At 43.8% G+C, this 21498-nt stretch carries 18 protein-coding genes and 2 pseudogenes; 6 read left to right on the forward strand and 14 right to left on the reverse strand.

The window, feature by feature from the left end; translation table 11 throughout:
- Positions 1-29: 29 nt before the first annotated feature.
- The gene (gene zigA, locus R7F67_RS09255; protein ID WP_005375723.1) at positions 30-1229 is read left to right on the forward strand and encodes a zinc metallochaperone GTPase ZigA; all 1200 of its coding nucleotides are present in this window, start codon (positions 30-32) and stop codon (positions 1227-1229) included.
- A gap of 147 nt (positions 1230-1376) precedes the next feature.
- Here the strand turns inward: zigA and R7F67_RS09260 are convergent, their stop codons facing one another.
- Positions 1377-2591 carry a CobW family GTP-binding protein gene (locus tag R7F67_RS09260; RefSeq protein ID WP_085569270.1) on the reverse strand — a complete coding sequence of 405 codons (1215 nt, stop codon included), beginning with the start codon at positions 2589-2591 and terminating at the stop codon, positions 1377-1379.
- Between the two features lie 523 nt (positions 2592-3114).
- Entirely contained in the window at positions 3115-4374 is a 1260-nt protein-coding gene (locus R7F67_RS09265; protein ID WP_318057159.1) for a peptidoglycan DD-metalloendopeptidase family protein, read from the reverse strand.
- Between the two features lie 147 nt (positions 4375-4521).
- Between R7F67_RS09265 and R7F67_RS09270 the strand changes: the two genes are divergently transcribed.
- Positions 4522-5394: an aspartoacylase gene (locus tag R7F67_RS09270; RefSeq protein WP_042521104.1), complete on the forward strand. Its 873-nt coding sequence runs from the start codon at positions 4522-4524 to the stop codon at positions 5392-5394.
- A gap of 207 nt (positions 5395-5601) precedes the next feature.
- Here R7F67_RS09270 and R7F67_RS09275 read toward each other — a convergent pair whose 3' ends face one another.
- The 6 genes from R7F67_RS09275 to R7F67_RS09300 form a co-directional block, all read right to left on the reverse strand.
- Positions 5602-6615, reverse strand: a complete 1014-nt coding sequence (locus R7F67_RS09275; protein WP_258494885.1) for a CobW family GTP-binding protein — start codon at positions 6613-6615, stop codon at positions 5602-5604.
- On the reverse strand, positions 6605-7165 hold the full coding sequence (locus R7F67_RS09280; RefSeq protein WP_318057160.1) for a carbonate dehydratase: 561 nt from the start codon (positions 7163-7165) through the stop codon (positions 6605-6607). Before R7F67_RS09280 ends, R7F67_RS09275 begins: the two co-directional genes overlap by 11 nt.
- 43 nt (positions 7166-7208) lie before the next feature.
- Positions 7209-8543 carry a dihydroorotase gene (locus tag R7F67_RS09285; RefSeq protein ID WP_258494884.1) on the reverse strand — a complete coding sequence of 445 codons (1335 nt, stop codon included), beginning with the start codon at positions 8541-8543 and terminating at the stop codon, positions 7209-7211.
- A gap of 82 nt (positions 8544-8625) precedes the next feature.
- Positions 8626-9096, reverse strand: coding sequence for a Fur family transcriptional regulator (locus R7F67_RS09290; protein ID WP_017821073.1), 471 nt, complete (start codon positions 9094-9096; stop codon positions 8626-8628).
- Positions 9097-9100: 4 nt separating this feature from the next.
- Positions 9101-9769 carry a DUF1826 domain-containing protein gene (locus tag R7F67_RS09295; protein ID WP_025767648.1) on the reverse strand — a complete coding sequence of 223 codons (669 nt, stop codon included), beginning with the start codon at positions 9767-9769 and terminating at the stop codon, positions 9101-9103.
- A gap of 339 nt (positions 9770-10108) precedes the next feature.
- On the reverse strand, positions 10109-10903 hold the full coding sequence (locus R7F67_RS09300) for an AraC family transcriptional regulator (RefSeq protein ID WP_213899591.1): 795 nt from the start codon (positions 10901-10903) through the stop codon (positions 10109-10111).
- 122 nt (positions 10904-11025) lie between these two features.
- Here R7F67_RS09300 and R7F67_RS09305 point away from each other — a divergent pair, with 122 nt between their 5' ends.
- A complete protein-coding gene (locus tag R7F67_RS09305) occupies positions 11026-11832 on the forward strand; it encodes a sulfite exporter TauE/SafE family protein (RefSeq protein WP_033907508.1) in 807 nt (268 codons plus the stop codon).
- 123 nt (positions 11833-11955) lie between these two features.
- Here R7F67_RS09305 and R7F67_RS09310 read toward each other — a convergent pair whose 3' ends face one another.
- The 4 genes from R7F67_RS09310 to R7F67_RS09325 form a co-directional block, all read right to left on the reverse strand.
- The gene (locus R7F67_RS09310) at positions 11956-12975 is read right to left on the reverse strand and encodes a hypothetical protein (RefSeq protein WP_318057161.1); all 1020 of its coding nucleotides are present in this window, start codon (positions 12973-12975) and stop codon (positions 11956-11958) included.
- Positions 12976-13373: 398 nt separating this feature from the next.
- Positions 13374-13676 carry a hypothetical protein gene (locus R7F67_RS09315; RefSeq protein ID WP_005375707.1) on the reverse strand — a complete coding sequence of 101 codons (303 nt, stop codon included), beginning with the start codon at positions 13674-13676 and terminating at the stop codon, positions 13374-13376.
- A 205-nt stretch (positions 13677-13881) separates the two neighbouring features.
- The gene (locus R7F67_RS09320; RefSeq protein ID WP_005375705.1) at positions 13882-14820 is read right to left on the reverse strand and encodes an alpha/beta hydrolase; all 939 of its coding nucleotides are present in this window, start codon (positions 14818-14820) and stop codon (positions 13882-13884) included.
- Positions 14821-14892: 72 nt separating this feature from the next.
- Entirely contained in the window at positions 14893-15807 is a 915-nt protein-coding gene (locus tag R7F67_RS09325) for an alpha/beta hydrolase (protein WP_017821078.1), read from the reverse strand.
- Between the two features lie 128 nt (positions 15808-15935).
- On the opposite strand from R7F67_RS09325, the gene R7F67_RS09330 reads away from it, so the two are divergent.
- Positions 15936-16865 carry a LysR family transcriptional regulator gene (locus tag R7F67_RS09330; RefSeq protein ID WP_053303734.1) on the forward strand — a complete coding sequence of 310 codons (930 nt, stop codon included), beginning with the start codon at positions 15936-15938 and terminating at the stop codon, positions 16863-16865.
- A gap of 69 nt (positions 16866-16934) precedes the next feature.
- Here R7F67_RS09330 and R7F67_RS09335 read toward each other — a convergent pair whose 3' ends face one another.
- Positions 16935-18128, reverse strand: coding sequence for an acetate/propionate family kinase (locus R7F67_RS09335; protein WP_053303735.1), 1194 nt, complete (start codon positions 18126-18128; stop codon positions 16935-16937).
- Positions 18129-18491: 363 nt separating this feature from the next.
- Between R7F67_RS09335 and R7F67_RS25160 the strand changes: the two are divergent.
- Both R7F67_RS25160 and R7F67_RS25165 read left to right on the forward strand, forming a co-directional pair.
- A pseudogene (locus tag R7F67_RS25160) lies at positions 18492-18776 on the forward strand (GGDEF domain-containing protein); the annotation flags it as partial.
- Between the two features lie 122 nt (positions 18777-18898).
- Positions 18899-19137: pseudogene (locus R7F67_RS25165) on the forward strand (EAL domain-containing protein); the annotation flags it as partial.
- Between the two features lie 72 nt (positions 19138-19209).
- On the opposite strand, the gene R7F67_RS09345 reads toward R7F67_RS25165, so the two are convergent.
- Positions 19210-21141 carry a DEAD/DEAH box helicase gene (locus R7F67_RS09345; RefSeq protein WP_005375680.1) on the reverse strand — a complete coding sequence of 644 codons (1932 nt, stop codon included), beginning with the start codon at positions 21139-21141 and terminating at the stop codon, positions 19210-19212.
- Between the last annotated feature and the right edge of the window lie 357 nt (positions 21142-21498).

Here is a 21498-nt window from a genome sequence, read left to right on the forward strand (position 1 = left end):
TATAACATTACACTATAAAGAGCATGAGCATGAACACCCAGAAACTCCCTGTTACGGTTTTGTCCGGCTTTCTAGGCGCAGGAAAAACAACCGTTTTAAGTCATATTCTTAACAATAGACAAGGCAGAAAAGTCGCGGTCATCGTCAACGACATGAGCGAAGTCAACATCGATGCAGCGACCGTTCAGAATGAAGTTTCTCTCAACCACAGTGAAGAAAAGTTGGTTGAAATGAGTAACGGTTGCATCTGTTGTACCCTGCGTGAAGATCTGCTTGAAGAAGTCACTAAACTCGCGCAAGAAGGCAGATTCGATTACTTAGTTATCGAGTCCACTGGCATCGCCGAGCCACTTCCCGTTGCAGAGACTTTTACGTTTGCTGATGAAAACGGGCTATCACTTTCAGACGTTGCACGTTTAGACACCATGGTTACGGTGGTTGATGCGATTAACTTTCTGCGTGATTACGATGAAGCTAAGTTCTTAACAGAGACAGCCGAATCATTAGGTGAAGACGATGAACGCAGCGTTGCTGACTTACTCGTTGATCAAGTAGAGTTCGCTGACGTTATCTTGATAAGTAAAACCGACCTTGCTGAGAAATCAGAAATCGAAAGGCTTCTTGCGATTCTTAAAACTCTTAATACATCGGCCACTATTCTTCCTATCTCGAATGGTGAAGTAGAACTTGATGCGGTACTCGACACACAAAGCTTCAGTTTTGAAAAGGCACAACAAGCCCCAGGTTGGTTGAAGGAAATGCGAGGCGAGCACATACCGGAAACCGAAGAATACGGCATTTCCAGCTTTGCCTATCATGCGAGACGCCCTTTCCATCCAGAGAAGTTTTACGACTTCCTCCACAATGCGAAAGATTACGGCAAACTGATTCGTTCCAAGGGTTACTTTTGGCTAGCAACCAGACCAGAGTTTGTCGGTCAATGGAGCCAAGCGGGAGGCATCGCACGTTATGGTGTTGCGGGTATGTTTTGGAAAGCGATTCCGAAGGAGGAATGGCCGACGGATCAAGATTACCTAGATGCTATAAACGACATTTGGCAAGAACCATACGGCGATATGCGACAAGAATTGGTGTTTATTGGTCAGGGATTAGAGCAAGAGAAATTGATTGCTCGTCTTAACGAATGCTTGTTAACAGAAGATGAGATGGAGCAAGGGCTCGACTATTGGTTATCTCTGGAAGACCCTTTCCCTGAATGGGAACAGTAAACGACTGAGATACAAAAAGCCTCCCACCATTCGGGAGGCTTTTTCGTTACACAGAGCCAATTTTGGTATACCGAGCCAATTCAGTAAGTCCGTTCTCGAAACAACCCGAGATTCAAACATGTAGCGAGGGAATCCTCACCAGTGCATTCAAACCGTCTTCTTCTGGCTCAACTTAGCTATTTTCTTTGGCCAAGGATCTTCAAATGTTGCCCCTTGTTGCCATTGCTCCAGTTCCGCATCCGTTAAAAAGCAGTTTTCCAGCGCATCAATAAACACATCGACTTCGTTTTCTTGCCCAATCACCGTTAAGCGACAACGACGATCACCAAAGCGGCTTTCAACGCTGTCTATCTTATCTTGCAGGATTTGACGATGTTCCTCAGTGAAGTTTTGCGATTCGTCATTGATTACCGAAGCGCGCCAAAAGCCTGTAATTTCAAGCCCCACATTGCCGCTTGCTTGGCTCCAAAGCAGTGAAACATCGTCTCGAGTTGGAAACCAAAAGAACCCCTTACTGCGGAACACACCTTTAGTTAAATACTGGTGGCAGGTACTCCACAAACGCGCAGGATGAAAAGGTCGATCATCTTTGATCACTTTGGCGACAAGGCTTTGTTCGTCTTTATCAGAGAGATTCAACGGCTCATTCACCGTCTCACGAAGTTCTGCGATTAACTGCTCAACAAGGAAGAAATTGTAGTCTTGCTCACCTTTCAACATGCGGATATCCAAGTTTCCCCATGACGTTTTGATTATCTCGGTGTAAACATTAAGCGGATGAATCCCCTGCGCGATGTTGCGAACGGTATTGTCATCCACTTTGTCCGTCTTGGTGAGCATGACACGGTTTGAGAACATAATTTGCTCTACCAACAAGTTTTCAACGCCGCGAACACCCTGCTGTACGTTCTCTTGCCACTTCGGAATTAAGGCAGAGCCTTGTCGATAGTCATCTCGCAACCAAGTCGCATCCACCAACGTAATCACGTCTTTGAGTGCGAATGGTGCGTTGTTTTTAAAATACTCAACCAAAGGCAAAGGATGACTACTGCCCGACGTTTCAATCACAATCCATTCTGGCCATTTTTCTGCGCAGAGCTTTTTAAGGGCTTTATCGAGCTGCTTTACACCACTCGGGCTGCTGATGCTGTCTCCACTGATCGTGACAAAGTTGCCCTGCTCTTCACTCACCGCATCGGTATTTAAGATAAGCACGCCATCAACGTCTAACTCACTCATGTCATTCACAATAACGGAAAGATCAATCCCAGAAGAATCGGCTTGTTGAAGAATGTTGCGTAAAAAAGTGGTTTTCCCTGACCCGAGAAACCCATGCAAAATAGTGACTGGAATTGATGGCATACCTTTGACCTACAAACTCTGAATAAACACATGTTATAACATAACAATTTGATGAGTTATAGAAGGAATCCAATTGCTGTCTTAGACCCAAAGCTTAAGAATCGGTAAAGACCACAGAGACTGATTTTTCAGAACTCGCCTTCGTTTCTCAGCACGTTTCATCACCAGCAAAGGTCTGACTATTGATAAAAACAATAAGTGGTTACAAAACGACCATTGCTTTGTTTATAAAATTGGAGAAAGATGACAATACAGCGATTTATAGGAGGTGGTGTTATGACTTTAGTTCTTACCGTTCTTATTTTCCTAAGTTGTATTGCGATGCTCGCAATTGGTGTGATGTTTTCACGTAGGCCGATCAAAGGCGGAGATTGTTGCAAAGCGTCCGATGTTGCGGATGTGGACGCACGTAAAAGAAAAAATCGCAGTCATTATTCTTCTAGGAACACATATTGAGACTCACCTATTGCTCCAACCTCATAACACAAAATAGCATAACTGAGCCCTAACAAATTGTCGGGACTCAGTTTTTCGTTTCTACTAGATAATCAAACTCTGATACTCGCGCCAAAAATGAAGGTTTCTGGATGTTAGGAAGCGACTTCGCGATAGGTAAGTCGGCTTTCATTGCATCAACCGGACGATTACGAACTAAAACTTCAAAATGTAAATGTGGTCCGGTTGAACGACCAGTATTCCCAGAGAGGGCTATTTTTTGCCCACGCTTTATAACTTGACCTTTTTTAACCAAGATTTTATTCAAGTGTAGGTAACGAGTTTTGTACACACTGTTATGTTCAATCACTAAATAATTACCGGCATAAGGGTGCTTGCGGACCGCAATTACTTTTCCATCCCCAGTAGAATAAACTGGTGCACCGATTGGTGTCGCGAAATCCGTTCCGTTATGCGGGGTGACTCTTCCCGTCACTGGGTGTTTACGCTTAGGGTTAAACCCAGAGGTGATTCGGCGGTATGCCCTATCGACAGGATAACGGTTAAACGCTCGCTCCAAACTGTTACCAGCTCTATCATAGAACCGTCCATCCTCGGCTAGAAATGCAGCGACTTCGCCCTTCGCTAAGTTAAAAGAAATAGCCTTAATCTCACTATTGCCAGTTTTGTGTTCACCTAAATATTGCTGTTTCACTAATATATCGAAACGGTCACCGGCTCTAAGAGATCGCGCAAAATCAATCTTATCTTTCATCACCTGCGTAATATTTGCGACGTGGCCTGATGTCAATCCAACTCGATGTGCCGAGACTGAAAAACTCCCTTTGATTTCTCCCGAAAATAAGGTTTCACGCCATTCCCCTGAAATTTCCTGAAATTCGTAAGAGAAGGAGCCATCGTTTTCTTTAGTGTAGATAGCCTTCTCTACAAGGCTCATATGATAAATTAGTTGACTCAATTGCCCCATGTCATCCATCACTAATTCAAGCTCTTCTCCGGGCTTAATCATATCTAGCTGGAGGTGATCAAGATCAACTGAGAGAATTTGCTGCAAAATACCGTAAGGGAGACCCAATTGAGCGAAGATACCACTGAGCGTATCTCCCACTTTAACTATGTAGTGTATTTGTTTAGGTTTAGGCAACGGAGTCAAACTGACATCTGAGGGAGTCACTATCTTTAAAGATGGAGGTGGTGACGAATCACTGCTTTGATTCAGTTGAGTGCTGTGACTATCTTGATTTGGCTCATCCTCTGTAGGTAGAAGCAAAGCGACCGAAAAACAAAACACAGCAACGATTAAAACAATAAATTTAAACTGACTCATGAGAAACTAAGTATCAATAACAACGATTGTTATGTTATAACATATCTAGGATTATTTTTACTCAGTTTAGTAAACGTTTATCCAGTTCACTGGATTGGCTAAGAGAAGACCAGTCATTCAACCCATTCTCTTTGAGAAGGCTCAATAATGAACACATTCAATTCAGCACTTATCGTTGCAGGAACACACGGAAACGAACTTTCTGGTATTTATTTACATAAACTAATCAAAGAAAAACGTTACTCTGTCAATAGATCAACCTTTTCAGCCTGCTCGATCATCGCAAACTCCGAAGCAGTAAAACACAACGTTCGATACATCGATACAGACTTAAATCGCGAGTTCTCAGCAATGAATAGCAATCATTGTCCTGATTTGCATGAAAGCAAGATTGCACATCAATTTATCGAGAAATATGCAAACCAAGAAAAACTGTTGATTGTTGACCTGCACAATACAACAAGCAATATGGGAGCGACGTTGATTTTGCTTTCTAACGATGTGTTTTATCGGAAACTGGGCGCGTACGTCAAACAACGAATGCCATCAGCACATGTCCTTTTCGAAGAGCGAAAAGAATGGCAAGAGCAACCTTACCTTTGCACTGCTGGGCAATATGGAATAATGATTGAGGTCGGGGCGCAAGCACATGGTGCGCTAGAGTACAGTACGTTGGAGTTGATGAAACAGATGCTTACCGCAGTATTGGACTATGTTGAAAAGCACAACCTCAACCAAATAGGCTTACTGAGCGATTATGAGGCGTTTTTTTACACCGAAGAAATCAGGGTTCCACTTGATCAAGAGGGTATGCGGCAAGCACTAGTACACCCTACTATTTGTGGCAGAGATTTTGAGGCGGTCAAACCAGGAGCACCTTTATTAGCGACTTTCGCTGGTTATGATATCCATTGGAATGGCAAAGGGGAAATTTACCCGCACTTTATCAATGAGAGCGCCTACAGTACCGCAAATATAGCAATGGCCCTCGCTAAAAAAAGACGTGTTTCTTCCGTGTAACTTAAAGCAAGTAATTAGGCCACGTGTAACGTGGATACCTCACCCCATGAATAAAACTGTGCCTGAACCGCATAGGCAGAAAATACGGGTACTAACCCCACCCTAATACGGCAGCATAAGTGCCCTAAGCGCAGCTTTAAAAGAAACCCCACTAGAATTTTAAGGAGGTAAGACATTATGGTTAAAAGGAGAGTTTTCTCTTTTCTATCATGATGCCTTCTCCAAACATCGAAATAATCTATCTTCAAATTGGTCATCTAGACCGGAAGAGATCCGTTCTAGGCGGCTTTCTGAACACTCGTCTAGTTCAAACTCTGTGAGTCCATCTGATGTTAGATTGTAACCAAAAATACCGTTTCCCGTGATAAAAACCGCTTTCATTCGTTCGACCTTGAGGTCGAGCAGCAATAATCTCAGCTTTTGATGATCGAACACGTTTTCAGCGGAGATACGCCAACCGATACTGTAGAAACCTTCCCCCTGATTGGTTGCTTTTAGAATGCCGCTCTCAGGCATAGGCAACTCAGGAACAAGTGACTTTTTCTCTCTTTCACGATAAAGAACAGAGGGCGTTTTTTGCACGTCAATACGAGTCGCTCCCTCACATTCATGAAAAGGGATAGCGCCATGTTCAGCGAAAATCACTTTTGTTTCCCGCAGACCGAGCTTTGCTATATAAGCCGTCAGCTTTTGCTCATCTTCATCTTGATAGAGATCGCGCTTATTACCTACCACTGTATCTGCGATAGTGATTTGCTGGTTAAACGTTTCATGCTCAGTGTACTTAGGATCCGATAGTTTACGTGCATCGACTAAAGTAATGTTTTTTTGCAAAGCGAGAATTTGACGATAATACTCGGTCGATAGCACTTGCAGTACTTCTTTAGGATGACCAAGGCCTGTAGGTTCAATCAACAATCGATCTGGCCTTGCTTCAGACAATAATTGATTTAAGGCGATTTGCATCGGAAGACCTGCTGCACAGCACATACATCCCCCGGGGACCTCTCGAATAAACACTTGGTCTTGTTGTTTTTTTTGGCCTTGTAACAAGCTGCCATCAATACCAACTTCGCCAAATTCATTGACCAATACAGCCCAACGTTCATGACTCGGTTTATGGGTCAATAAGTGCATTATTGCCGATGTTTTCCCCACCCCGAGAAAGCCAGTGATGATGTTAGTCGGCACTCGCGAAATCAGTGGCTTATTACAGTTCATTGGCAATTCTCCGGTAGACTTGGACTAGTTCATGGTTGGCAGAAACGACGGATTCGGAAAAAGCTGAATATTCTGGCGGCACTTTAGAGATACTCTCTAAATCAAAACCGACACCAATATTGGTCATCGGTGGTACATGGAAATAAGCGGGTAAATCGAGGCCATCGACGACACAGTTATGACGAATAACACACCTCTCACCGATGACGCTATTGAACACGACGGAGTTGAAGCCAATGAAAACATCATCACAAACCTGGCAAGGACCATGAATAATCGAACGATGAGCAATGGATGAGCGCTCACCAATGGTCACCGCAGCCCCTGCCTTAGAGTGAATTACGACACCATCTTGGATATTGGTGTCACGTTTGATGACGATAGCTTCCATGTCTCCATGGTTATTAACTTCGTCAGCTCGAATAACAGCATAGGGTCCAATAAAAACGTTATCCTCAATAATGACTTTGCCACAGATAATAGCGGTTGGATCGATAAAGGCTGTTGAGGACACCTGTGGCATATGGCCCGTTGGGTTTCTTCTTAACATAATGCTTCCAGTTTGTTTATGGCTCTTTTTTACGGTCAGCGACTTAACGATTGAAGGATAAACGCATCGCTCCAGCTGGTTTATCGATGACTTTGTTATTGGCATAAACTAGCGCGCCATTGACCCAAGTCTTTTGAATTTGAGCTGAAAATTCATGTCCAGCAAAAGGCGACCAACCACAATGATATAAACTGTTTTCGTTGCTAACTCGTGTTGGGGTATGAGCATCAACCAACACCAAATCGGCGTAGTAACCTTCACGGATAAAACCTCGGCCTTGAATGCCATAGCGAATGGCCGGGTTGTGCGCAGTTTTTTCGACTACTTGAGTCAAACTCATATGACCTAAACGGACATGCTCGAAGAGAGTAAGTAACGCATGCTGAACTAACGGCAGTCCGGCTGGAGCCTGCTCGTAAGGCACTTGTTTTTCTTGCCAATTGTGAGGAGCGTGGTCTGTTGCAATGATATCTATTTGCCCCGTATTTAACGCTTTTAACAACGCATCGCGGTCACTAGGAAACTTGATTGAAGGATTACATTTGATCAAGTTACCAAGAGCGCCATAATCTTTGTTGCTGAACCAAAGATGGTGAACACAAGCCTCCGCGGTGATTGATTTGTCTCGAATGTCTCCCTCGTCAAAAAGTGCTAGCTCCTTCGCCGTTGTGATGTGCAGCACATGTAGTTGGCTGTGATACTTTTTGGCAAGTTCTACCGCATAAGAAGATGAAGCGTAACAGGCCTCTTCGTCACGCAAAATGGGATGGTCTTCGATAGTGAAATCTGACTTCTTAAGTCTTTGCTTTTGCTGGTTTTGTTTAATAACAGTCCCACTTTCACAATGAGTAACAATGAGTACTGGAGAGTCACGAAAAATTGACTCTAACGCTTGCGGAGCTTCGACTAACAAATTTCCTGTTGATGCCCCCATAAATACTTTCACACCACAATGTTGTTTGGGGTTAAGTTGTTTAATCTGTTCAAGATTGTCTTCGGTTGCACCGAGGTAGAAAGAATAATTCGCAAACGAGCTTTCTTTAGCGAGAGCGAACTTGCGCTCTAACGAGTCAATAGTCGTTGTAGCAGGACTAACATTGGGCATTTCCATGTAGCTTGTAATACCGCCGGCTACCGCTGCCCGCGACTCGCTTGCAATTGTGCCTTTATGTGTCAGCCCAGGTTCTCGGAAATGCACTTGATCGTCAATCATGCCTGGCAGTAAATAAGCCCCTTTAGCATCAATTACAATATCTTCGTGTTGTACGGATATATTAGTAGCAATCTTGTCAATTCTTTGATCAACAATACGTAAATCTGTTTCGGTAATGGCTCCTTCGTTGACCACCCGAGCGTTTTTAATCAATGTTGCTGACATAATTCATTCTTTTAGATAATTTATAAATGTGGCCAATACTCGGTCACCTTGTGAAGCTATAAGGGGAGATCGTGTGTCCGCCTCATAGCGGGCGGTTTGCGCATTCATCGCAAACACAGGAAATCTCAAATTGTGGGCTAAGAACGGTGAAGCCTTCTTGTATGGCTTTCGCACATACGCTAGAAATAACATTGGCTTCAACCGCTATTTCACTAACCTTTCCACACTGAGAGCAAATCAAAAACTGTGGAACGCCATGCTCCTGATCGCACGCGATTTGAGAACAAACGACGTATTTACTAGATGTATTGAGCTTATGGACAAAGTGCTCTGCTTCAAGGAAATCGAGTATTCGATAAACCGACATCGCTTGAATGTTTTGAGAAAAGTTGTGATTGCAGTAGTCAACTAGTTCGTAGGCAGAAAGCGGCTTCTCCGCATATAGCAGTGAGGTCAGTATCAATTTCCGTTTAGTAGTGAGTTGTTTACCTCGCAGCAGGCAGATTTTCTCTACCTGCTTCATGACGTCATCTACCGTTTTGAGCTTTCTCATATCTCTAGATGAAATCCAATGTGAGTAGTAAGCGACGTTCATTATCTGCAACATGTGGAGAGCGATGTATAAGTCCAGTGGCTTCATTGCCTTCCCAACCACTTCCTTTGAGCAGGGCAACATCGCCAGGCTGCATTCGTCGTATGGCACTTTCAGAGTCGTATAAGCCCGATAGGTGATCAGGTTGACCAAGACTACCGGCACCGAGTTTAGTGCGATCAATGGTATCGTTGGTTAACCATTCGGTCGCTCGGCCGGTATAAGTTATGACAAGTCTGCAAGGCACACGATCAAAGTGAAATTTCGGGCACATCGGGCTGTCTAGGCGAGTTAGTCTCAAACCTGCTTCTTTAACCTCAAACAAACAGCAGAACATATCGACGATTAAAGCAACATCTTCACTCAGCGCATCAGCACACGCATAGCCCTCTAACTTGCTTCGTACCCATTGTGCAGCATCATCTGGCGTGACACTTTGTACCAGTGCCAATCTAGGCTCCTGAGCCAGCATCAGATTAATGTCCTTCGTCAACTCTTTCGAGAGCGTTCGCTGCCATATGGCAATATTGTGCTCTGGTTTGTAGATGTCGCTAAGTATGTTCGCTGATGTCGATATCGCCAACGATGATGTTGTTTGGACACGAAGCGGGTTCTCAACTACATCAATGCTCATATATCTTCCTCCCAAGCGTTAAAAAGGTCAGGTAAAGGTTTTAATAACGTTGATTTTCTAGGGCTATGAGACCTAGTAATCGTTACGATTTCGCTCTAGTTCACGGACATATTGACACAGTCCCACCCCATGTAGAGTCAAGTCAGATAGCGCTTGTGAAGAAATCAACGTTTACTCTCTCTCAATAGGAGACTACTGGTTGTGAGATCAATTCTTTAAACAACAAATTGTAGAGCCCTAAACAAGGAAATGTTATAACATAACAATTAATCTTTTCAATCTTTACCTTTTTTGATTAAAGATAATTAGGGGAACATCATGAGCATGCGAGCACGGAAATTATATTCCGCGATTAGAAAAGTAACGCGTGGGTGAATCGCCATAGACCCGACGAAACATCGCAATAAAGTTACTGGGCGTCGAATAACCTAAAGCATGTGCAATATCTCCCACCGATTCCCCTCGAGCTATCATTTCTAATGAATGTATTAGCAGTACTTGTTGCCGCCATTCACTAAAACTCATGTTTAACTCACTTCGAATCAATCGTCTTAACGTCCGAGATGAGACTGCCCCGATACAGGCCCAATGCTCCACTGAATGTTTGCTGTTTGGGTCTATTAAAATCGCTTGAGTAACTTTTTGCAGTCTCGGATCACTGGGCAGTGGGATGTAGAGTGACTCATGAGGGCTATTGACGATTTCATCGGATATTACGGCAAGAATACGTAAAGACTGTATGGATAGATCGTCTGTTTTACTCCATATCGATGCTCTAACCGATAGGGCTTTCAACACATCGCTAAGTTGGATCACACAAGGTCTCATTGGAAACCGCTCACAACTCTCTGGAGTAAACAGTAATGAACGACCTTTCAGAGAACCACAAAAATAAACACTGTGTATCGCACCCGGGGGGATCCAACCAGCTCGGTGAGGTGGTAGTATCCACGTTCCTTCATCGGTTTTGACCTGAATTAGCCCTTCATCTATACACAGTAACTGGCCTCGATGATGACTGTGCCAATTATGTGGCCGTTGATCCAAATGGTTGAAGTCGCTCCTTTCATGCTGCCACTCCTTAACGATCAGTGCGGCGCCATTTTTCCATTCGCTGTAATCAGAGTTTGTCACTTTATTTACTCAATTCCATTTTGGCCATTATTCATTATTTTCTGTCCTCTTAACGTTACCATAGCAAGTTAGCGTTCGAGTAACATTTTAGCAACGATCATTTTATCGAAGGCAGAACCATCATGAACGAACCTATCTTTATTATCTATTACATTACAGCAGGCTTGGGCATTGGCTTTCTCGCTGGACTCGTTGGTGTGGGTGGTGGTGGAATGGCCGTCCCTATTTTTGCGTTTCTATTTTCACTACAGGGAATAGCTGATACGGAAGTAGTGCATCTTGCGTTAGGGACATCAATGGCTTCGATGATTATTACAACATTGGGCAGCATGCGCGCTCACTACAAAAAAGAGAATGTAGACTCGACAATGGTAGTAAAAATGTTGAGCGGAGTTCTAGTCGGAACATTTTGCGCCACATTCGTAGCATCGTATCTACAAGGAGTCTATCTGGCAGGCTTTTTCAGCGTATTCATGTTGTATGTTGCTTATAAGATGTTTCTCAACACTGAAAATGAGTACAACCCTAACCCACATGGGGCTATCGGTAATATCACTGTAGGCTCGGTGATTGGCTCTGTATCAGCACTTGTCTCTATAAGCGGTGCGGGGTTGATCATCCCCTATCTTGTCCAGCAAAATTTTGAGGTAAAACGTGCTATTGGTACCTCTGCTGCGATAGGTTTCCCTATCGCGCTGTCAGGAAGCCTCGGTTACATGTTAAACGGATGGGGAAACACAGATTGGAACAACTTAGTATTAGGATACATATACCTTCCTGCAATGCTCAGCTTCTCCATTAGTAGCTACTTAACTACTAGCCTCGGCGTGCGTTGTGCAGAGTATTTCCCAAATAAAGTTCTTAAGAAAATCGTTGGTATTTTGTGTGTTCTTCTAAGTTTCAAAATGTTGGTACAAGTACTTAGTTAGAGCAAATAACACGGTCACTAGTAGGCCTTGCACTATGGTGAAAGGATAAGCCTGCAAAAACTTACTTCTCGCTTTGCTGGTCCAAGCACACAATGTGTAAGAAAGCTCCTCATTGTTGCACTCTTATGACTTTGTTAACCTGGCCAGAATTACATCCAAAATGTGCTGATGATTGTCCTTTCTGGAAACCTCGTCACGCTCCTGGCAAAGTGCTTCCTCCCCTTCTGATGCGAGAATTTTAATGCCACGCTCAGTACATTCTGCGAACGCACTAAACTGACTCGCACTAGGAATCTCTTGAAACGTCACATTGGGAAGATCAACAAGTGAATCGGCTGGTGTCAGTGCGGGATGTAGCCGATCAGAAAGCGTCACCACGGTGATAGCATTGTTCATCAAGGCCAGAGTTTCAGGGACAAAAGTTTTCGTTAGCTCAGGGTTGATAACGACGACCGATTTCAGTTTGTTTTCAGACTGAAATCGGGGGAATTTTTGATCCGGGATGCTGGTAATATCAACGTTATTTTCACGTAACCAATGACAGTCTACATTGGTGGCGTTGTGACACGATGTTCGATATTTCTCCGGGCTTATTTGAGCTCCGGAGAGCATCAGCATAGATGTGCCGCCCAGAAAAAAGCCGACCCCCTGCACTTCATCAGTATCTACGCCTCCGGACAGTATCCCGGCCGAACTTAATTCGTTCAGTCCAAGCACCAAATCACTGGTTCTGAATGTGATTTCATCAACAGCCATTTCTGCATTGATTTCGTTCGGTGCAGGAGGCTTTGGTACCACAACGACATAACCTTGTTGCGCCAGGCTCGAGGCTATCCAACCACTGTGGGAAAACGCTGACCGTGTTCCGCCCTGCGACAAAAGCACAACGGGAAATTTTCCACTTGCTAAAGGGGCATCTAACTGCGTTTCGACTGATTTAAAAATGTTCCCCCTACCAAACGAGAAGTTGTTTTTTTCGTTCGTTGTGGGATACCAATAATAGACTTCCACAGGCTTGTCTCTGTCTTCACTGAATCCCGTTTTGATTGTTAGCGCAGAATGGTATTTCGGCTCATTCGTACTGGCGCTGGCACTGACACACAATGTAGCGAGTAGAAAAGACATTATTATTTTGGTTTTCATTTTTCCCTCAGCCGGCAAACACATTCTTCTGCACGGAATCTGAAGATAACGAGCAGAAGAATATCCATATATTTTGCGAAACATAGCAATTAAGCTATTCATAGTCGAGGTAACCCAAAGAAAATGATAGACCGCTCCAGCTAGAGCCTTTCTTTTCAATAATTTTCTGCGGATATCCACCATGCAGAAGTTTGTACTTTACTCATTGTAAACGACTAATCATTGCCTCTTAAGGCAACATTAGAAAACCAACCGTATTCACAATCCATAACTCCATAACTCATAGTTACACCGATGTATATCTAAGTGAGCCGAAGCTTCATTGCCCATCCAGTGCCCTTTGCATTTTTATAGCAAGGTAGCCAAGCACCATTTTATTACGGACCATTGCTGCGCGGCTAATGCTTTTGTTTTGTATCGTAACTGATTTGCTTACTGACGTTCTTTAGTTGCACTCCTACCTTATTAAATGCCTTTTGAATAGTTGTGGAAACATGCTGGCGGCCCTCTCCTTCAAAAAAATTAGCTCGATCTTGCTTCGTTTCGAATACGCAGACTATTTCTAAACTTTGTGGAAAAGAAGAGAATTTGACGGTATGAGTCACCCAAAGAAAGCCATCGTAGCCTTTTAGCGTATCTTCACAAACTTCGGTCAACACTTCTCTAATTAGATTCTCGACCTTCTTATCTGATTTGCGCATGAATTAAACTGCCTTCCTATCTAACGCCTTTAATTAGGTTTCAGTGTACATTGTCTTAAACAGTATTTGGCAGTGGTATTTAGTCAATAGCCTGTAGATGAAGTTATTCGCACGAAGATTTACCGACCTACTCGCTTCGAACTACATCTTACGCTGTTAAAAATAAGCGCTTTGCAACTCTACAAAACGCTTCTAACTTATTAGATTATTTTAAGTGTGTTTCAAGGAATGCAGAAACCTTGTCCATTGCAATGCCGACTGCTTCTGGATGGTCATACAGTTCATAGTGAGACCAGTTTTCCAAATTAACCAGCTGTCGGTCTTTTGATTGAACAGAGCGGCCATAAATTTCCTGCCCATCACGATAAGCACCAAACGCCCCGACTTTTTGCCCTACCACGGCCATAACAGGCTGAGTCAATAACGTTTCGGCAAATGCAAAGGCATCCCAGCTCAGTGTTTTCTGTGCATGTGAAAACAGCATACGAGTTGCACCACCTTCGGTTTGTCCACGTGATGTTTTGTAGTATTCAGTAGCTTCGAACACGTCTCGTTCTGTTAATCCATTTTCTTTTGCAAATTCAATATTTGGAGGAAGAAGTTCATCGATTTTCAGCTCTGAGCCGCGAGCTTCGGCTGTTCTCTGTGCAGCCATAGCTTCAAGATTGGCGATAGGGTCGTACATACTAAAGCCTTCACGGAACAAGCGGCCTAAGTTAACAGGCGTAATACCTACGACAGCTTTCAAGCGCTTTTCGGTTAGGGCTGAATTGATCATGTAACCACCACCGCCGCAGATACCGAGTCCACCAATTCTATTCTCATCGACATAAGGTAAAGTCACTGCATAGTCGATAACGCGACTGATATCTTCAACACGTTGACTTGGGTCTTCTACGTAGCGAGGCAATCCCCCCGATTCTCCTTGGAAGCTCGCGTCAAATGCGATCACGACGTAACCTAACTCAGCAAGGGCTTTACCATAGACAGCGCTGGATGTTTGTTCTTTACAACTACCAAAAGGATGAACACTTATCATTGTTGGGTAGCGTTTCGATTCATTGAAGCCTTCTGGAAATAAAATTAATGCAGACATATCCCAAGCCATATCAGCATTTCTAAAAGTGATTTTTTGCATATTCATAATCAATACCTTAAGAGTAAAAAGCCTTGAGAGCAGAAAGGCTCGAAGCAATTGAGCCTTTCATCGGGAATATTAAAGAGTGCGTTGGAAGAAAGATGCGAGTTGGGATACTGCGTCATCGACGTATTCGGCAACATCATAAAGCGACATATGGTTTGCACCATCAATGGCATACAAGGTTTTATCTGAACTCGCTGCACGTTCTATCAGGTCATCACTCATCCATTTGCTGCCTGCGTCACTACCAACGACAGCAAGAATTGGCTGAGTTAGGAATGCTTCCGCTTTGTGGTACGCATCGTAAGTAATGATCTGGTTTAAGTTACGAGTTAGAGCAAAACCCGGCGCATTTGGATGTTCACAACGTGGTGTGTGGTAATACTCCCAAGCTTCGCGTAGCTCTGCATTTGAGGCATCTTCTTCACGCATCGGAGCTAGAGGAATAGTCGCGAATTCTGTACCATTCGTGTCGGTTGTGCGAGCATTCGAACCAAATTCTAAGTAACCAACAGCGTCAGCATCGTTAACCGAATTATCCCAACCATTACGGAACATTTGGCCAATGTTTACGGCACTAACCATACCCAGTGCTTTGATTCGACGATCATTGATCGCTGCATTTGCACTATAGCCCGCACCAGCACAAATCCCCATTGCGCCAATTTTATCGTTATCGACGTACTCTAACGTTGTCAGATAGTCGACGACTGCGCTCACGTCTTCAGTACTCGTGTAAGGGTTTTCCATTTGGCGAGGCTCACCTGTACTTTCACCTTGATACGAACGGTCAAACGCAATGGCAATTATGCCGCTTTTTGCAAGTTTACTCGCATATAGGCCTGCGGTTTGCTCTTTTACGCCACCACCTGGGTGTGAAACAACAACCGCCGCATATTGTTTACTTGCATCAAAATCTGTAGGGAAGTTGATAACCGCTGAAATCTCAATACCTTGACCATTGAGATTTTTGAAAGTGACTTTAGACATAGCGACATTCTCCATTAGAGGTTAACTGTTCATCTCAGGCTGACCTAAGCTTCGAGGTAATATTAGTCAACACACTGTTTCGGATAAATATCGTTTTATCTACATGACTGTTTAGTTATACTTAACAAATGAGAATAGAACCTTCTTTAATTTCATCACTGACGTGGTTTGCACATATTGCTCGCCATCGCAGTTTCACTAAAGCAGCCTTAGAAATGGGGGTAACCCGTGCTGCCTTATCACAACACCTAAAAGCGTTAGAACAACAGCTACAAGTTCGGTTAATTAATCGAACCACCAGAAGTATGTCGCTGACGGAAGAAGGCCAACGTCTGCTTGATATTTTGCAACCTTCATTGGTGAACATTGAGCAGGTCGTTAACGAATTGAACGACTCTCATCTTGAGCCTTCGGGATTAATCCGTATCAGTGTATCAAGAACCGCTGCTCGGCTGCTTATTGAGCCCTATCTAGGTGAGTTCCTCTCTCGTTATCCTAAAATACGCCTAGAGCTAATCATGGATGATGGGTTTTCTAACATCGTCGCAGAAGGCGTTGACGCTGGCATTCGCTTAGGATTAAGCTTAGATGAACATATGGTTGCGATCCCTATTACTCCGCCGTTAACAACGGCAATAGTGGGCTCTCCTGAATACTTTAGGCAAAATGGACTACCTCAAACTCCTGAGGATTTAGAAGGTCACAATTGCCTTGCTTATCGTTTTACCTCTAGCGGAACAATTGATCATTGGTCCCTAACCTCTCCAGATGTTGCAAAGCGCACCCTAGTTTTCGAGCCTAAAGGCAATGCTATTTTTAATGATGACTATAGTATGTTACAAGCTGCAATACAGGGTGTGGGTTTAGTGAAACATATTGATTTATGGGTGGAAAAGCACATAGATGAGGGAAGATTGACCCGAGTTCTGACACCTTGGTGCAAAGAGTTTCCAGGGTTTTATTTATATATACCTTCACGAGAGCATATGCCGAAAAAAATCCGCGTCTTGATGGATTTTTTAATCGAAAAGCGCGAAGCTCTGAAGCTCAAAGAGTAATTGCCAAATTGCTTTAAATAAAAAAAGCGAGCACGAGGCTCGCTTTTAACTTTCTGTTTTCGTTATATATTACAATAGCTCAACCGATTGTTTGGCTATCACAAATTCCTCGTTAGTAGGAATAACAAGAGCTTTGGCACCTAACAACTCAGATGTTGCAATAACACCTGCGTTACCAAATCTTGCATCTTCGTTACCTTTCTCATCTTCAACAAAACCTAACAGTTTTAGGTTTTTCAAGATTTCACGACGAATTGGTAGTGAGTTTTCACCAATACCACCAGTGAAGATGATGCCGTCTAATGAATCCAGAGCCGCTAGGTAGGAAGTAATGTATTTCGCAACGCGGTAAGTGAAGATCTCAAATGCCAACTTCGCACGTGAATTCCCCGCTTCCATTGCTTCTAGTACGCCACGAGCATCACTTGTCACACCAGATACACCTAAGAAACCTGACTTCTTGTTCATCATCTCGAACACTTCGTCTTTTTCCCAGCCTTTACGGAAAAGGAACTCGATAACACTTGGATCAAGGTCACCACAGCGAGTGCCCATCATTAGGCCAGCTAACGGTGTCAAACCCATACTTGTATCAACACATTCGCCATTTTTAACCGCACTCACTGATGCACCGTTACCTAAGTGCACAGTGATAAAGCTGCTTTCTTCAACCGGCTTATCTAGCATTTTCGCTGCTTCACGGCTTACGTAGTAGTGGCTTGTACCGTGAGCACCGTAACGACGCACTTTATGCTCTTCGTAAAGCTCGTAAGGAAGTGCGTACATAAAGGCTTTGGCTGGCATTGTTTGGTGGAAAGCAGTGTCAAATACAGCAAATTGAGGCAGTGAAGGGAACGCCGCCATTGCCGCTCTCATGCCTTCAGCGTTCGCTTTGTTATGAAGTGGTGCAAGTTCAGCAAGGCGCTCTACTTCTTGAATAACTGTTTCATCAACTTTCACAGTTCCTTTAAAGGTTTCACCGCCTGCGACAATGCGATGGCCTACAGCGACAAATTTTGAGCTCAAACCTAGAGTATCGAGTAGTTTTACCACTCGCTCAACAGCGTACTGATGATGGTTGCCACCAGCTGGAATTGCTTCAACGGTTTTTTCTCCCTGATATTTCCAACTGATTTCAGCTTCAGGTAGGCCAAAACACTCACCAATACCTGATACCAAAGCTTCACCGCTTTCAGAATCAATAACAGCAAATTTTAATGAAGAGCTACCAGAGTTGATCACCAGTACAAACGAATTAGACATGAAATAGTTATCCTGTTGTAGAGCAGAGGTTGTAATAGCGCTTGTGCGCTGCGTACTTCTTGTTTGCCCCTCTATTATTCAATAATTTTTTAATCTTTCAATAATCTTTTAGTAAAACCGATTTGATTGAACAAATTTTGTTGATCTGTAGCAAGTTTTGATTTTATTTGAAGACTAAAAAATATCACTTGTTAAACATAGTTTATGAACAGGTCAATTTGTACAAAGTCAGGCATATAAAACAAGTTGTTTATTGGGTTAACAAAAATAACAAACCAATCAATAAATCGGGGTAATAATGTGCTCACTATTGCGTTTCTACTAGTGATCTTAGGTTTGATTTTGCTCTGCTGGGGATGGCAGATGACAAAAAACATCTGCTCGAAAACTGACGTAACCGGGTGGACTTACCTATTATTGTTAATCAGCTGTTTCATTTTTGCTTATGCCGTTTTTTTTGCACGCCATCATGCAAAAACCTATTGCTTCTCTCTTAGAAACGGGCGTTTCTCTTATAATTTTTGGCGGCATACCTTTGTCGTGCTGGTGATTAAGTGAAGCAACGATTCGATGTTAGATCTTCTGACCGTTGCTGAAAGAGAGAAGCGCAATGCCGTTCATGACGCTCTTACTGGGCTCCCTAATCGTTAATACTGCTTTGAGTCTATCGAAGACATAACACAACCTGAAGGCCAATGACTGATTCAAATTATGAGATAACCTCAAAAACGTCGAAAGATTGATAATACGTTTCAAGGTAAGCTGGTTAATTTCTTTTCACAACAAGCCGCACTGAAGGCTCCCGCTCTATCGTTGAGAACACGATTGCGCTAGCACATGGATTAGGGTATTCGGTCGTAGCAGAAGGCGTTCAAGACATGGACACACTGCATTTTTTGAGAAGTCGAGGCTGTGACATCATTCAGGGTTACTTGTTCTGCCCTTAGACGAAGTAATAAGTTGGGTAAACAAACACGATGAAAAGCAAAACCGTATTAGACGCGCATAAAAAAGCCGAGCACTTTGCTCGGCTTTCAATTCTTTTTGTAGCAACTTAAACCGTCGCTTTAATCACTCGTGATTATGCGTCTGTACGACGGCCACGACCGTGACCACGTTCACCACGATGTGCACCACGGTGATCACCACCACGGTTGCGATCGAAACGACGTTCGCCACCTTCACGATTGCCATCGCGGTTGCCGTCACGGTTACCACGGAAGCCACCTTCGCGACGGCCGCCTTCACGACGATCACCACCACGGTTGCCGCCTTCGCGGTTGCCACGGTAACCACCGCCATCACGACGACCACCATCGCGACGACCACCGTCACGGCGACCACCACGAGACTCGCGGAAATCATCGAAATCACATACTACAGCACCAACATCTTGTTGACGGATACGTAGTTTGCTTAGCTTGTTCGCCGCGTCTGAAGTCATTGCTTTAGGTAGCTGTACGAATGTGTGACCTTGAGCTAGCTTGATCGCACCGATAGAACCTTTACCTAGACCTAGTTCGTTTGCTAGAGCGCCAACGATGTCTTTAACTTGAACGCCTTGCTCACGACCAACTTGAAGCTGGTAAGTATCCCAGTCTTGGTTGTTGAAGTTACGACCGCCGTCGCGACCACCTTCACGACGCTCTTTACGACGTTGCTTGTCACGCTCAATTGCTTCAACCATTGGGTCTTCGCCAATGTAGAACAGAGGACGTTTGCCTTGCTGACGCTTAAGAAGCATAGCAGCAAGTGTTGCTGGGTCGATGTCTAGAGAAGTTTGTAGTTTCTCTACCAACTCAGCAAATTTGTCTAGTGCTTTGTGCTCTTTCTCTGCTTCAAGCTCAGCGCCTAGCTTAGCTAGACGAGCTTCAGCAACTTGGTCACGTAGAGGAAGTTGGATTTCTTCCATAGATGACTTAGTTACACGCTCGATAGTGCGAAGCATACGAATTTGGTTAGTGCGAACTAGAAGGATCGCTTTACCCTTACGTCCAGCACGGCCAGTACGACCGATACGGTGGATGTATGACTCAACATCAAATGGGATGTCGTAGTTGAATACGTGCGTAATACGTGGAACGTCAAGACCACGAGCTACAACATCAGTTGCAACTAGGATGTCAATAACACCTTGTTTGATGTGATCAACAGTACGCTCACGTAGAGACTGAGGAATGTCACCGTGCAGTGCAGCTGCTTTGAAGCCACGTGCAGATAGCCAGTCAGCCAGACGCTCAGTATCTTGACGAGTACGTACGAATACGATTGACGCGTCAGTTTCTTCAGTTTCAAGAAGACGAGACATTGCTTCATCTTTCTCTACACCTTTCACTACCCAGAACTGTTGTTGAACTTTGTCTACAGTGTGGTTTTTACCAGCAACGTCAACCGTTACAGGGTCACGAAGGAAACGTTCAACGATCTTCTTCAGCATTGGAGGCATAGTTGCAGAAAACAGAACGCGTTGTGCTGACTCTGGAGCGTGCTCCATGATCGCAGTTACGTCATCTACGAAACCCATGTTTAGCATTTCGTCTGCTTCATCAAGAACGAAAGTACTAACTTCGTCTAGGTGTAGACGTTCGCGATTGATAAGATCTTGAACACGGCCTGGAGTACCGACAACTACATGAGCGCCACTTTTAAGAGCACGCATTTGGTCGACAATAGATGCGCCACCGTAAATCTCTAGAACTTTCAAACCTTTGATATTTTTACCAAGGTTTTTCATTTCCGCTGCAACCTGAATTGCCAGCTCACGAGTCGGAGCAAGTACAATCGCTTGCGGTTTGCGTTGGTTTAGATCGAGTTTGTTGAGAAGAGGCAGAGAGAACGCTGCTGTTTTACCTGTACCTGTTTGAGCTTTACCCAGCGCGTCAGCACCTTCCAATAGGTGTGGGATTGCCGCAGCCTGAATTGGAGTTGGTGACACGAAACCCATTCCGTCTAGAGCAGAAAGGATAGAATCATTCAGAGATAAATCACTGAATTGAATAACAGAATCTTGCATTGGGATCCTACTTAATTAAACAAAAAAACAGTCCCATATGCTCTTCCAATTCGATACTGATCCATCCAGATACTGATTCCATTCAGACGGGAACACAGCACAGTACACAACCGCGATAAGCCATTAGGGACGACTAAGGGAGGCGGATTATTCCTTAAAAGCATAAAAAAATCCAGAAAAAATTGAATTACATCACAATTTATTCTCAACAATGGTATTTTTAGCATATTTTTCCACCAACCCTACCATTCCCCGTAGATTCGCGTAACTCACAGATGAGAATTTCATCAATATTTAAGCCAATTTCTCGTGGTTAAATTGGCAAAATTCACGGCGAAATTACGCTCCACAGGTAGT

The sequence above is a fragment of the Vibrio sp. YT-17 genome, from assembly GCF_033337375.1.
GTDB lineage: Bacteria > Pseudomonadota > Gammaproteobacteria > Enterobacterales > Vibrionaceae > Vibrio > Vibrio alginolyticus.